This window comes from Pedobacter jeongneungensis (assembly GCF_039538295.1).
Classification (GTDB): domain Bacteria; phylum Bacteroidota; class Bacteroidia; order Sphingobacteriales; family Sphingobacteriaceae; genus Pedobacter; species Pedobacter jeongneungensis.
The window spans coordinates 1-14,365 of record NZ_BAABBY010000020.1; the positions used below are offsets into that span (position 1 = coordinate 1).

General features: G+C 40.0%; 9 protein-coding genes and 1 tRNA gene. 2 read left to right on the top strand and 8 right to left on the bottom strand.

Translation table 11 applies throughout. The annotated features are described in order from the left end of the window. Window positions 1-145: 145 nt before the first annotated feature. Window positions 146-218: transfer RNA gene (locus tag ABD769_RS24340), tRNA-Lys, on the bottom strand. A gap of 422 nt (window positions 219-640) precedes the next feature. Between ABD769_RS24340 and ABD769_RS24345 the strand changes: the two genes are divergently transcribed. Continuing rightward, window positions 641-1,273, top strand: a complete 633-nt coding sequence (locus ABD769_RS24345; protein ID WP_344853969.1) for a Crp/Fnr family transcriptional regulator — start codon at window positions 641-643, stop codon at window positions 1,271-1,273. A gap of 82 nt (window positions 1,274-1,355) precedes the next feature. On the opposite strand, the gene ABD769_RS24350 is transcribed toward ABD769_RS24345, so the two are convergent. Further along, window positions 1,356-5,222, bottom strand: a complete 3,867-nt coding sequence (locus tag ABD769_RS24350) for a TIM-barrel domain-containing protein (RefSeq protein ID WP_344853970.1) — start codon at window positions 5,220-5,222, stop codon at window positions 1,356-1,358. Window positions 5,223-5,513: 291 nt separating this feature from the next. Between ABD769_RS24350 and ABD769_RS24355 the strand changes: the two genes are divergently transcribed. Beyond that, entirely contained in the window at window positions 5,514-5,885 is a 372-nt protein-coding gene (locus ABD769_RS24355) for a response regulator (protein ID WP_344853971.1), read from the top strand. A gap of 86 nt (window positions 5,886-5,971) precedes the next feature. Here the strand turns inward: ABD769_RS24355 and ABD769_RS24360 are convergent, their stop codons facing one another. The 6 genes from ABD769_RS24360 to ABD769_RS24385 form a co-directional block, all read right to left on the bottom strand. After that, window positions 5,972-6,760, bottom strand: coding sequence for an NIPSNAP family protein (locus tag ABD769_RS24360; RefSeq protein WP_344853972.1), 789 nt, complete (start codon window positions 6,758-6,760; stop codon window positions 5,972-5,974). 193 nt (window positions 6,761-6,953) lie between these two features. After that, window positions 6,954-9,245: a S9 family peptidase gene (locus ABD769_RS24365; protein WP_344853973.1), complete on the bottom strand. Its 2,292-nt coding sequence runs from the start codon at window positions 9,243-9,245 to the stop codon at window positions 6,954-6,956. Between the two features lie 145 nt (window positions 9,246-9,390). After that, window positions 9,391-10,293, bottom strand: coding sequence for an AraC family transcriptional regulator (locus ABD769_RS24370; protein ID WP_344853974.1), 903 nt, complete (start codon window positions 10,291-10,293; stop codon window positions 9,391-9,393). Between the two features lie 207 nt (window positions 10,294-10,500). Further along, entirely contained in the window at window positions 10,501-11,742 is a 1,242-nt protein-coding gene (locus ABD769_RS24375) for an NAD(P)/FAD-dependent oxidoreductase (RefSeq protein ID WP_344853975.1), read from the bottom strand. Between the two features lie 36 nt (window positions 11,743-11,778). Beyond that, the gene (locus tag ABD769_RS24380; RefSeq protein WP_344853976.1) at window positions 11,779-12,780 is read right to left on the bottom strand and encodes a 4-hydroxyproline epimerase; all 1,002 of its coding nucleotides are present in this window, start codon (window positions 12,778-12,780) and stop codon (window positions 11,779-11,781) included. Then, window positions 12,773-14,359, bottom strand: a complete 1,587-nt coding sequence (locus ABD769_RS24385; RefSeq protein ID WP_344853977.1) for an aldehyde dehydrogenase (NADP(+)) — start codon at window positions 14,357-14,359, stop codon at window positions 12,773-12,775. Before ABD769_RS24385 ends, ABD769_RS24380 begins: the two co-directional genes overlap by 8 nt. Window positions 14,360-14,365 lie beyond the last annotated feature (6 nt).

The window sequence follows — 14,365 nt, forward strand, 5'->3', positions numbered from 1 at the left end:
TAGCGCGCGGATAGAAATACCACGTAGCTTTTCTTTCACAATTTTTAGCCTAAACTCAGCTGTGTGACTTCTGTTTTTTCTCATAAAAATGCCCCCAAATAGTGTCTAACTTTTTGGGGGCAGTCTATTTCTGTGAGGCTTTCTGTGATCCCGCTGGGATTCGAACCCAGGACCACTACATTAAAAGTGTAATGCTCTACCAGCTGAGCTACGGAATCATTTATTTATGTCCCTTGCGGGGCTGCAAAGATAGAAATTAAATCTATTGTTGCAAAGGATAAATTTAAAATATTTAATATAAAATTAACGTTAATGAAACTCAAAGAGGTTAAATATTTATGAATCATGATGTTAAATTCATTTAAAAAAAATCTTATTCCCGGTATCTTTTTACTGCTTTACATCGAAATGAAATATTTTTTTAAAAGAAGCCTGTTTAAAATATTCAAAACCTTTATATATCCTTTCCGATTTAATGTTGTAGCAAAAAAGTAAGTAAAAAGCAGAATCATTTCTTTTCACCTGAATCTATCCATGAACTAACCAACATTTTAACATTCCTGTTAGTTGTATGAACTGCTGATGATTTTTTTATTTTCATTATTATTTTCATTTTTACGGATACATTCGCTTTTCCCTAATGAATATTGAAAATATTTATGGTGAAGATAAATGGACTGCATTTGGTGGATTTTCGCCACTTATTACAGTCTTTAAGTCTTACCACCCGCTTAATCCCGAAATTGAAAACATTATTAACCGCTATACATTTCCTATACGCTTTGCAAAAAACAAACATATTGCATCGCCGTTAAAGCACAACCGTTATATCTTTCTGATTTTAGAAGGGGCAGTACATGGTTACCTTAAAATGGGAAATAAAAAAATTACCACATGGATTGCTGCAGAAAACGAACTGGCAGGAACAATCAGGAATTTGTGGGAGAATGAAATATCCGACGAATATATTGAAACGATTGATCCGGTGTTTGCGATTGCCATTCCGCATGAAATGTCGAAACTACTTTACGAAAATTTCCCCATCGCCAACTATGTAGGGCGTAAAATGACTGAAATTTATTTTCAGGGGGCAACCGAAAGGGCATTCATCTGCAGACTTCCTACTGCATTAAAACGTTACCAAAGGTTTTTAGTTTCTTATCCACACCTGATTAACCGTGTACCATTGAAGTATGTAGCTTCGTTTATAGGCATGCGGCTCGAAACACTTAGCCGAATCAGGAAACAGGCTTTAATTGAAGATGGTAAATAATTTTTCAACTCATAAGGGTTGTAACACCAATAAAAAAGCGGGACCGATTAAAATCAGTCCCGCTTTTTTACTAAATTTTCTTTTAAAACTTAACCGTATTCAAGTTTTTATCCACTAAAACCCCATCATTAACTTTAAGGTTAAACTGAAGTTTACGTTTGGCTTTCAATTTCAGGATAAATAAATCGCTGGTTCCGTTTAAGGCATCTTTAGCCCCAACATTTATAAATGTTGGGTACAAAACCTTATCTCCGTTGGTATGTAGGCGATCGTTGGTGAAATTGTCCATTTGTTTCACATTTAAGTTCTGCACGCTTACAAAATCATAATCCTGCGCATGGTATGGCAAGGCGAAACTTAAAGCATTTATAGATTTAAGGTTCAATCCTTTTACTTTAATCTCCACAATCTCATCTTTGTTATAGGCCTGTTTTGCAGTACTGATTTCCAACTTACCCGCAACCTTCTCAATTTTACTATCGTTTACACCACCATCAAGCTGAGTGGCTACTACTGAAATATCGTAGGCATCAATCAGGTTGTTTTTATTGATGTCGCCATTGCTGATATAACCTTCAAAATCGGCATCACCTTTTCTTAGCCCGGTATAGTTGATGTAAGAAGTTAAATCGTTCCGGTCAATCAAACGGTCGTTATTGATATCGCCGGGCAGGTAACTTTCGGTTCCGGCAACTTTAAACACGTATAATTCGCGTCCAGATCCAAAACCACCCACACCATCGGCAACTGCAATTTTAATGTAACGTGCAGTTGGATGACTTGTGAAGTTAAATATTTTAACATCACCATTATTTGCCCACTCAAAAGTGCCTGCATCCGTCCAGCTTTCTTTATTGTTGCTGTAAAACACTTTACCTTTTAATAATATTCCGTTGCCTCTCCCGCTACGTGGCAGGTAATGAAATTTATCCAGCTGATTAATTGATTTAAGATCAATAACCATATCAAAAGGAACCGATTTTACACCCCATTTGGTGTGCCATATGTTACCTTCATCAAAATCAAACAATTTATCTACACCCTCACCATCCTGATTTTCGGCTGTAGTTTGGGCTGCAATACCCTGAATGGCAAATTCTAAAGGATTAGATTTAGTGGTAGCTTTAATTTCAGTCCAGTCAGAATAACCATCCTTATTTACCGCACGCAATTTAAATGTGTAAGGCGTTTCGGCCGATAAACCATCAAATAACAGGGCCGTATCGCGGATAGTGGTGTAGTGCATGTCATTGAAATCGATTTCATAAAAATCTGCATGATTTACTTTGCTCCACGTTGGGGTAAGTGAGTAAGCTTCTTTGTTTTTATCGGTGACACTTGCGTTCGATGGAGCAGCTAACTTTCCTGTTGATACGCGTTGTTTATCAGCAGGTTCAAATTTAAAGCCATCTATATTAACGGTTACAGGATTGATTGTAATGTCGGTAGCCTGAATTTTGATTAAAACCTGAGGATTTTTTGTAATTACAACTTTTTCAAAATCGCTGCCTTTTGTAGCAAAACGGTTCAAGTTCGGTGCGGCATCATAAAAGAATACGTTGCTCTGTTTCAAAAACGCCTCTTTTGAATTTACTTCTGTGAGTTTAATTTTATCATTCCCCACCTTAACCGTAAGCTTTTTAGGCTTTTCGGTTACGTTAACCACCAATTCGGTTGTTTTTTCTTTAATAAAACCCTCAAAATCACCTTTTGTAATATTAATGGTTACCGAAGCATTATTTTTTTGATCTGATGTCAACTCAATTAAGGTCGACGCGCCTTTACCTATTTTATAAGCTTCTGTTGTTCCATCATCATCATATTCGGTAAATGAGGTACTCCCTGATGGATAAAGTTCGTAAATCCTATTGGCTTTATTAATCTCAGAAACATTGTTGTTTGGATTTGTCATTGGAATAATCGCTCCATTTTTCACGAAAACAGGTAATTTCCAAAGTGGTGCGGCAAAACTGTTAAGGATGCAGTTTCCGGTATATTTTTCACTGGTAAAATAATCGATCCAGATTCCTTCCGGCAGGTAAATGCCGTTGCGGATATCATTTCCTTTATCGTCTGATTTAGTCGCCTGATAAATTGGTGCTACCAGAAAAGACGGGCCATATAAATACTGATACTGTGTTGAAATTCCTTTGGTATAAGCATTTGGATATTCCAGGAACATGGCCCTGATGATCGGCAAACCTGTAAGGGCTTCTTTCGCGATGCTATAGGTATAAGGTATTAATTCGGATTTCAGCTTTAAATAGTTTCGGTTGATGGAAGCCACAGGTTCTCCTAAGGCGTGCGGATATTTTTCGTTGGCACCCCAGCCATCCATGTTCAACTGCATTGGCGTAAAGGTTTTCCATTGGAAATCGCGGGTGTTGATGGTTTGATTTTTACCACCAAAAATACCATCCATATCGGAAGTAATGTTTGGCTGACCGGATAAACCTGAACCTAAGTAGGTTGGAATGTGAAAACGGATATATTCCCATACCCCGCCGGTTTGATCGCCCGACCAGATGCCTGCATAGCGCTGTGTACCTGCCCAGCCATCCAACGAGATGATGAAAGGCCTGCTGCTGTTGCCATAATAAGGCATAATCTGCGCTACATCGGCTACCCCGTTTAACCCGAATGAGTAACCCGCGCCTACCCATGCCACATCGGTTTTTAATACACGAACACCGGCATCTCTGGCTTCTTTGATGATATCGCGCTGTAATAAAGCACTTACCCCGGTTTTGGGGTGGAGATCTGATTGGGTCCACAAACCTATTTCAACACCGTTTTTACGGGCATAATCGCCAAAACTTTTTAAGTTTTGAATGTTGCCGTCCAATGTTTCGGTTTGGCCATATCCTGCCCCATAACCATCGTTAGGAAGCACCCAGCCCAAGGGCATGTCATTCTTTCTGTAGCGATCAATCACCGCACGTGCTGAAAACTGATAATTGTTTTTCTCGCCGTTTAACGATTCTTTTATCCCGCCGTTATCTTTCTGGCTTTCCTTGTAGCGTTTTCCATCTTCAAACAAAGTTCCTTTTTCATCTTCTTTCCAAAAATCGCGGTTGTAAGCATTTAAATGTCCCTGGTAAAAACCGAATTTCGGCAATAATACAGGATTCCCTGTAAGCTGGTAAAAATCATTCAATAAAGGCACGACACCGTTACTTACCATAAAAAAGGCATCCAGGTAACCGGTTTCGTGTGTTAATTTAACCAGTCCTTTTTCTTTAGCACCAAAATTGTAATTTCCTTTATTAAAGGTGTACCACATTACGGCATAACCGTTTGTAGACCAGTAATAAGGTGTTGGCGAAGCTACTCCACCGTCTGTCCAGCTGTTTTGGTTTTCGATGGAAATGGCTTTTCCTTTATGCGAGAAACGACCATTTTGCACACCGCCCCCATAAAAATATTCATCCGGATTTTCTTTAAAGCTGAGTGTTACTTTTCCTTTTTCGAACTGAATGGGGATAAGTTCTTCTAAAGCCACTGCCTGTGTAGCGAGGTTAATGACCTTAATTAAAGAAGTATTTTTATCGATCAGAACGGTAATCTTTGCTGTAGAAATGAATAACTGATTATTTTCATCCTTAATTTCCAGTTTCGATACCGGCCTGCGCGGATTTTCTACCAGAATTTTAGCCTCTGGTTTTGCTTCAGGGTCACGGATAAACCCACCAGTGGGATCCTGAAAAAGGCGGAAAATATTATCGCCATAAAAATCGAGTGTTAAGCGCTGGTTATCGGTAAGCAATAACTCAATTGTGGTTGAATTGATCTTTTTTACATCAGTTACCCTGATGCTTTTTTGAGCAGTCTGGTTGTTTTTTTGCGCCATTTCCTGTGCGAAAACACAGGCTGGAAATGCGTAAAAAAGAGCCGTAAATGCTAACAGGATTATGGTTTTAGAGCGTTTGTAAAAGGGTTGCAGGGCCATTAAGATTTGATTTGGTTATGTTATGTAGTCAGGCAAGCTTATTGTAGAAGCTGCTGTTGGCTAAAGTTAGCAATGATGCATAAGGAAACGCTGTGTTTTTAAGCACAAACACCGCGCAATCGTTTGTCTATCATGTTTTTTACTTTATTTAGCAAAGCGCTTGAGTAAGGAACCGGGGTTTAGAGTTGAGAGCCGGTTAACCGGTAACCGATAGACCATTCTACCTAAAAATTTTACAATTAATAAGGATTTATGGCAGGCGTTTTGCATACAGATGGCAAAATAAGATTAATGAGCCTTTTAGTACCCCAAGCTTATAGTTGCGTAATCATTGATGACAGCCGCATGAGTAAGCCACTTTTCGAAAATTTCGTTTCCCAAATAGATAAACTTGAACTTAAAGGCAGCTTTACGGATAAAGTAGATGCTATGGCCGCTTTCTGGACATTCGGAAAAATAGATTTCCTTTTTTTAGACGTACAAATGGATATGTCGGGCATTGATGTAGCCAGGATGCTCAAAAACAGCGTAAAATATGTTGTAATTTTAGGTACGCAGGGCACGCAGGCAATTGATACTTTTGCTAATAAGTGTAAATTTTTATCAAAACCACTCGATTTTACAAATTTTTTAAACGCAATTGAGCAGTTGATTTCTGTTTAGTCCGAAGTCATTAGTCTGAAGTTATAAGTCGATTATCCGACAAAATGACCAATAACCAATGATCAATTAACTAATGACCAACAAACTTAAATATCCGAATAATCGGTGGGGTAAATAAATTTTGTATCGTTTTTAGAGACATTGTGCTGATACTCTGGCATTGCAGATAACTTTTTCCAATAATCATCGGCAGAAAAAGCCTTCCAGTGTTCATCTCTGTCTGCCTTATTCTCAAAAGTAGTCAGGTACATCAGGTTCGGCATGCGACTTCCTGAAATTACTTCTCCGTAAAATACGGCATTAAAATTAAGCCGCTTAAATAAACCTATTTCATCGCCTTTATTAAACATCTGCACTTTATTCTGGTAATATTTTTCGGTAGGCGATTCGTAACTCCTTAGTTCATACACCCTTTCTTTCATTGGTGATTTTAATTTGGGCAGCATAAAAGCGGGTGCACCTTCAAAAGCTTGTAAAATAATGGATTCAAGGCGTTCATAAGGCGCATCGTTATATGTCGCATCCAGATAGGTCTTGCCGTCGATGCTATATTGCTGATCTTTGGCAAGTTTTTTATCGAGTTCTAAAACGCCATGAAATGATTTTAAAGGAATAAATACATAGATAAGTTTTTCATTTGCCGTAGCCGGATCGCTTACAATAGGTTTAAACACGCCCACTTTTGCAATTCCGGATCGGTGGAGTGCGGGCAAATAAGCTTTCTGTAAATACTCATCCACGGTTTTTTCCTGCGCATCGTTTTTTAAATGGTAAATTTTAATCTGATAGAAATCTCTCTTCGCTGCATGTGCTGCAAATGCATTAAATGCTAAGAAAAACAAAAACAAACCGGATATTCTGATCTTTGGCAACATATTTACTGATGATTAAAATGATTTGGCACTAATGTACCGATTATCAGTTAAAAAAAATCAGTTAACAGTTTGTAATCGACGGTTTATAGTAGCAATTGAATAAATAACCAATAACTAATGACCAATAAACTAATGATCAATAAACTAATGACCAATCAACCAATGACTACTGAACTAATGACCAATCACCAATCTACTTTGAAATATTTGGATTTGGCGGTTCGGCATTAAGCAAGTGTTTCACAAAAAAATCGCGCTTACGCCTCCGTCCATAAATACCTCCATCACTATGGCCCATCCCTGGTATGCTTAAAATATCAAAATTCTTATTCGCTTTAATTAAGGCATCTGCTAACCGATAGGTTGATTCTGGCGGTACATTTTCATCCGCTTCGCCAACAATCAAAAATAAATTACCCTGTAATTTGGCCGCATTTGTAATGTTAGATTGTTCTTCATAATGCGGTCCTACGGGATAACCCATCCATTGCTCGTTCCACCACTGCTTGTCGATCCGGTTATCATGGCAGCCACAAGCAGAAACGGCCGCTTTGTAAAACTCCGGATGAAATAACAGTGCCCCCGTTGAGCTTTGTCCACCTGCAGAAGTACCATAAATTCCCACGCGTGTAATATCTGCATTCGGATATTTCGCTGCCATGGCTTTCATCCATAATATCCGGTCAGGAAAACCGGCATCGGCAATATTTTTCCAGCATACATCATGAAAGGCTTTAGACCGGTTAGCCGTTCCCATTCCGTCAATCTGCACCACAATAAACCCTAATTCAGCCATACTTTGCATTTCGCTGGCCGGTAAAAAGTTTTTAGGCACAAAACTATCGTGCGGCCCTGCATAAATATTTTCGATAACGGGATAGGTTTTGCTGGCATCCATGTTTGATGGAAAGCAAACGATGCCCCATATGTCGGTTACACCATCTCGTCCTTTAGCTACAAATACCTCAGGTAATTTAACACCAGTAGCCAAATACGCCTCCTTTTGCCCGTGTTCTATTTCAGTTATTTTTTTTGTGCTCGCCGTTAACCTTAATGCTGTAACTGGTGGAACATTGACCTGAGAATAGGTATCAAGGTAATATTTACGATCGGGAGAAAAACTGAGGCTGTGGTTGCCTTTTTCGGGCGTAAGGTCAATCAGGCCATTACCGTCAAAGCCAATGCGGTAATAGTGGATAAAATATGGATCTTCTCTATTATTCATGCCGCAGGCCCTGAACCAAACCTGGCGCTTTATTGCGTCTACACTATCAATATCACGTACCACGTAATCTCCTTTAGTAATGAGCGACTGTTTCCCGCTGAGCGTATTTACAAGATAAAGGTGCTGCCAGCCATCCTGCTCGCTGGTATATAACATTTCATTTGTTTTAAGCAGGTAACGGGTGTAAATCCGGCTTTCGTAAATGAAAGTTTTTGTTTTTTCGTCGATGATATTTTTGGTTTTACCCGTTAGCACATCTACTTCAATCACCCTGAAACGCTGATGGCCCCTGTCTACTTTTTCGTAGCTGTAATACCTGCTGCTGCCCGAACGCCAATGCAGGTCTGGGGGACCGAAAAAATCAATCGGATCTGCATCTACCTTAATGGCAGTTTTAGCTGATACATTAAAAACGTAGGGTTGGTACGCCGTAAAATCATCGCCCGGCTGTGCATATTCTCTTGATTTTAACTCGCCCCGTGTAGTACCGGGAACGGAACTCAATACATAATGTACTTTTTTAATTTCTTTGGGATCGGTTTTGTAAGCCACTATAGTTTTGCTATCCGGCGACCATTCAAAATCGCCATAGGGTTTGCCGGCATTGCCATCGGTGCTCAATTGTGTTTCTGCTTTGGTTTTAAGATCGACCACAAACAGGTTTCCTCCACGAATCAGGATTTCGTTTTTACCATCGGGCGATTTTGGCGATTCGCGGTTCCTTTGCCAACGCGACCGACGTTGTTGTAAGGCTTTTTTAGCAAAATAGCGGTAAATTGTGGTGTCGCTGGTATTGGTCAGGCTAAAATCGCTAAGATTGAGTTGAAACCAGTTATCCTGTATTTTTATTTTCGCGGTATTTCCCTGTTCAGCGAAATACAATTCAGCAAATTGAATTTTTAGCGGATTTTGTTTTTTACCAGTAATTTTCTCAATATTCCTGGCTACGATATCATGATCGAACGCCAACTTACGTTTTCCGCTTGCCGCATCTACATAATAATATTCCCAGGTTCGGTTGGGCAGGTTCTTTTTATACCAGAATGCACTTCCATCTTTTTTCCAGTACGGAACAATATCATTATTGGTTGGAATATTGCGTAGTGCAGTATCGAGTTTAGCAGATAATTGATACGCGCTGGCCATTTCTACAGCGCCCGGAGCATAAGGACTTAATTTTGACTGTTGTGCTTTTGTTTGAAAAAGAACTAAATTTAACAGAATAAAAATTACTGGCATTTTAGCCTTAGAAAAAATCATTATTATATTTTTTGGTTATAAATACGGGATTATGAGCGTTGGTTGCACTTTACGATAAGCAACATTTTAAAAATCAGGTAAAAGGCATCTCCCTCCATTTGAAAAAACGGCTATTTTTTATGATGAAAGAAGATAATCTATTCGTTTAAGCGCCTACGTAATTCACTTTACTTACGTTGTTGTAAGTATCGATATAAGACCGTGGCGATTGGCCGATAATGCTTTTAAATACCCTGTTAAAATTAGTAATACTATTAAAACCGGCTTTATAAGCTACTCCTGAAATACAATCTGCTTTTTCGTCCGAGATCAGGCTCTTACATGCGTCGTTGATTCTCACTTCGTTTAAAAATGAAACAAAGGTGTGTCCGGTGTGCTTTTTAAAGTACCTGCAAAAGGCTTGCGGAGTCATAAAAGCGGTATTGGCTACATCTTCCAATGAAATCTGGTTATTGTAATTCTGGGTAATAAAACTGATGATCTTGCTCAACCGCATCCCTTCATTTTCGCTAACATTAGTTGAATAAATATCCGAGCAGAGGGATTCTACATTTTCGTTTAAATCCTGCAAACTGTTGATCAGTTTTAAAAAATTAAACAGTACATCTACACCCGTTGCGTGATGAACATTGAATAATTTGGCCACGATATCTTTGGTAAAGCCAAGAGGAATTTTAAAACCGTGTTTATTTTTAGTCAAAAAAGCGCTTGCCATTTTCATTTCCGGAAGATTGAACAATGAAGCAAGAATGCCATTGGGATTGAAATAAACCGAACATGCTTTGATTGTTTTATGGCTATCTGCCGAAAAATATTCAGGATTACTTTTAAATAAATGCGGAAGCTTTGCACCGATTACAAAAATATCGCCCGACCGGAAGCTATGCATATCGTTCCCTGCAATTAAAGTACCTTCTCCACTTTCGATGTAAGTGATCTGCCATTCGTCGTGGCGGTGCAGATATTGATAAAAATACGGCAATTCGATGTGTTCCGATATAACACTCTTATCATCGGGCACAAGCAGGGTAAATGGTAATACTTTCATAGTCTGGTTAGATTTGGTTCGGTTTACAGATTACGAATTGAATGTAAGGATATTAACCATAAAAATCAAACAAATACCGAATCAAGTTAAAATCCTGCTATAATTTAATAATATATGGCAGATTTTGTCTGGTATAAGACCGTACCACTGCAAAAAATGAAAACATCTATTTTGGGATTACAAATACCGGCTAACTTCTACAGTAAGTTAACGCGATACTGCAAAAGGTTCCAATTTTAAATCAGTTGCAGTTCCGGCAACAATCTGGCTAACAAGTAATCCCGTTGCAGGGCCTAAACTCAAACCCATCATGCCATGACCAGTTGCTATGATCAGGTTATCTCTTTTTTCACTTCTGCCTATGTAAGGTAAACCATCCGGGGAAGATGGACGGAAACCATACCAGATGTCTTTTTCTGCCGGAAGTGCAGGCTTTAAATCAGGGAAATAAGCCGGCACCGATTCTACAATGCCTTTAACCCGCTGCATGTTTATCCGGTTATTAATTTTATCCAATTCCATTGTCCCTCCGTACCTGATCTGACCGTTCATTGGTGTAATGGCTACCCTCGCTTCGCATAACAATGCCGGAATAGTTAAACGGTTTTGGGGTTCGGCCTCCATAAAAGAATAACCTTTTCCTGGCATTAAAGATATGTTGATATCAGCCATTTTAGCCACCGCAGGTGACCAGGAGCCAGTAGCTATCACATACTGATCTGCTTCCCAGGCCTGTATCCCTGTGAAAACTTTCGTGATGCGATTGCCTGCCACTTTTATCTGATCAACCTCCTTACCCCGTTCAATCTTTACACCATTTTCGGTTAAATATCCGAGTAAGGCATTCATTAATTTTGTTGGATAGAGGTGTGCATCGCAATGGTAATGTACCGCACCTAAAACATCCAGCTTTAAACCGGGCTGTAGTGCCCTGCACTCATTGGCGCTTAATACGGCCATATCCAAACCCAGTTCTATCGCCCTTGCTGCCAGATGAGCTTCTTCTTCACCTGCCTTTTCCGTTTTGTAAAAGGCAAGAATACCATTACTGGTGAGCCCGAAATTAAAATCCGGCTCTTTTGCCAGGTCTTCGTATAGCTTTTTACTTAATAAAGAAAGATCGCGCAAAGGTTCTGCCGATTGGCTAACATGTTTTGCAGTGGCATGTTTCATAAATTTCAGTCCCCAGTTAATGAGATTTGCATTTAATGACGGGCGGACGTAAAACGGACTTTTACTGTTAAACATCCATCTGATACCCTGTTTAATCATTCCGGGTGCAGCCAAAGGCACAAAATGGCTCGGTACAATCATTCCCGCATTACCAAAAGAGCAGTTGTCGGTAATGTCGCCTTTATCTAAAACAGTTACTTCGTATCCTTTTTTTTGCAGGTAATATGCTGAAGTTAAACCCACAATCCCACCACCAATAATTAATACCTTCGACATTCTTTTAATTTATTTACTGATCAATTTAAAAACTTACTATATCACCTGAAATCCATGTGCGTATGGATCATCTTCGGCATCAATTTTAATCGTATTGTAACCAAATACTTTTGCCCAGCCCTCTACACTTGGGATAATTGCTTTGATTCCGTTCAGTTCTACTTCTTCTTCTACCCTCCCTGTAAATTTGCTGCCGATGAAACTTTCGTGGATAAAATCTTCTCCCAATTTTAATTTCCCTTTGGCATGCCACTGCGCCATACGTGCAGAAGTACCGGTACCACAAGGTGACCGATCGATGGCTTTATCGCCATAAAAAACGGCATTTCGGGCGGTTGATGTAGGGTCGATTGGTTTACCTGTCCATAATACATGGCTACAGCCGTTTATTGTCGGATCAAGCGGGTGAACAAAAGTATATTTTTCGTTAATGCGTTTTCTGATGGTTTGGCTCCAGGTAATTAATTGTGAGGCTGAATAGTTTTCCAATCCGGGAAAATTCTGCTGAGGATCAACAATCGCATAAAAATTGCCTCCATAGGCTACATCAAAAGTAAGCAGTCCTAAATCCGGACATTCAATTTCTAGGTTTTCGGCAGCGAGATAGGAAGCTACATTTTTTAACTTAACAGATTTAACTTTTCTTCCTTCCTGCCTGTATTCGATTAACACGAGCCCTGCCGGAGCTTCCATTCTGATTATACCGGGTACTTTTGGTTTAATCAGCCCTTCTTCAATCGCAATGGTAATGGTACCAATTGTTCCGTGGCCGCACATGGGTAAACAGCCGCTGGTTTCGATAAAGAGCACGGCAACGTCGTTATCCGGATCGTGAGGTGGATAGAGAATACTGCCCGACATCATATCATGCCCACGTGGCTCGAACATTAAACCCGTTCTGATCCAGTCAAATTCTTTTAAAAAATGCTGACGTTTTTCACTCATATTTGAGCCAATAAGCTGTGGACCACCACCTGCAACCAGCCTCACCGGATTTCCACAGGTGTGCGCATCTACACAAAAAAATGTTTTACTCATGAGATTTGGTTAATTTTTGATTAACGGTTCTGAAAATATTTAAAGGGTTACCGTCCTTCAGTTCATCCGGTAAAAGTTCCTGTTCCCAATCCTGGTAAGCCAATGGCCTTACAAAACGGTTGATTGCAGTAGAACCTACTGATGTAAAGCGGCTATCGTTAGTTGCAGGGAAAGGCCCGCCATGTTGCATGGCTGCACAAACCTCCACGCCGGTAGGCACGCCGTTTAAAATGATCCTTCCGGTTTTACCGGTGAGTTTACTTAGCAAGACTTCATAATGCTGAAGCTCCTGCTTTTCGGCCATCAGGGTTACGGTCAATTGTCCTTCCAATACATCAATTGCTTTTTCAAGTTCAGCAACATCATCAGCCACTACCAGCAAGGAATATGGTCCAAAAATTTCTTCACGGAGTTTTGGGTTTTTGATAAAATCAGCGGCACTTACCTGTGCAATTTTTGCCTGCGACTGATTTTTTAATTCATTATTATTCAGATTAGATGAAGCTATAACCTCAACTCCTGCTTCATTTATAATTTCTGCAGAAAGTTGACTATAATTGCCTGCAATACCTTCGGTAAGCATGGTTGCTGATGGGATAACCGCAATGGCTTCTTTTAAAACAGTTTTAAAATTATCGAGCCCCGGAGACTGAACAGCGAGTAATAAACCAGGGTTGGTACAAAACTGACCGGCACCCAAAGTAATAGAAGCTGCATATTTTTTGGCCAGTTCTGCTGCCTGTTTTTCTATAGCCTGCGGAAGAAAGATAACCGGATTAATACTTCCCATTTCGGCAAAAACCGGGACAGGTTGCTCACGCTGATGCGCTAAATTAATCAAAGCCATACCTCCCTTAAACGAACCTGTAAAAGTTACTGCCCTAGTTAACGGATGTTGCACAAGATTAGCTCCTATGGTATAACCATCATCATATAACATGGAAAAAACACCTTTTGGCATCCCGGTTTTGTCCGCAGCTTTTATAATGGCTCCGCCTACTAAAGCACTGGTACCATAATGTGCCGGATGTACTTTTACTACTACCGGACAACCAGAAGCCAGCGCCGAAGCGGTATCACCTCCTGCTACCGAAAAAGCAAGCGGAAAGTTACTCGCGCCAAAAACCACTACCGGGCCAACCGGCACCAGCATTCTTCTGATATCCGGACGAGGTAAAGGTTGCCTTTCAGGCAGGGCTGTATCTATAATCGCATCCACCCAAGAGCCTTCGGAAACAAGATTGGCAAATAACCTTAACTGCCCGGTGGTTCTGCCCAGTTCGCCCTGCAAACGGGCTAATGGCAGGCCACTTTCGGCCGAAGCCCTGTTTACCAGTTCTTCACCAAGCTGGGCAATTTCGTCGGCAATGGCATTCAAAAAAGCAGCCTTAAGGTCTTTATTTAAACTTTTGTAACTATAGAAAGCCGTAGTTGCTGCTGCTAAGGCTTCATCAACCAAACTTTTGTTTGCTTTAGAAAATTCGCCATCAAGCGTTAATCCTGTAGCAGGATTAACGGCTTTAAGGCTTTTTTCATTAACTTCTGCATAGGCACCGGCTACAATATTTTTTCCGTTCATATTTGA

Excerpts from the sequence above, each read along its gene's own strand:
- ABD769_RS24345 (WP_344853969.1), top strand. The coding sequence starts at position 641 with ATGAATATTGAAAATATTTATGGTGAAGATAAATGGACTGCATTTGGT.
- ABD769_RS24350 (WP_344853970.1), bottom strand. The coding sequence starts at position 5,222 with ATGGCCCTGCAACCCTTTTACAAACGCTCTAAAACCATAATCCTGTTA.
- ABD769_RS24355 (WP_344853971.1), top strand. The coding sequence starts at position 5,514 with ATGAGCCTTTTAGTACCCCAAGCTTATAGTTGCGTAATCATTGATGAC.
- ABD769_RS24360 (WP_344853972.1), bottom strand. The coding sequence starts at position 6,760 with ATGTTGCCAAAGATCAGAATATCCGGTTTGTTTTTGTTTTTCTTAGCA.
- ABD769_RS24365 (WP_344853973.1), bottom strand. The coding sequence starts at position 9,245 with ATGATTTTTTCTAAGGCTAAAATGCCAGTAATTTTTATTCTGTTAAAT.
- ABD769_RS24370 (WP_344853974.1), bottom strand. The coding sequence starts at position 10,293 with ATGAAAGTATTACCATTTACCCTGCTTGTGCCCGATGATAAGAGTGTT.
- ABD769_RS24375 (WP_344853975.1), bottom strand. The coding sequence starts at position 11,742 with ATGTCGAAGGTATTAATTATTGGTGGTGGGATTGTGGGTTTAACTTCA.
- ABD769_RS24380 (WP_344853976.1), bottom strand. The coding sequence starts at position 12,780 with ATGAGTAAAACATTTTTTTGTGTAGATGCGCACACCTGTGGAAATCCG.
- ABD769_RS24385 (WP_344853977.1), bottom strand. The coding sequence starts at position 14,359 with ATGAACGGAAAAAATATTGTAGCCGGTGCCTATGCAGAAGTTAATGAA.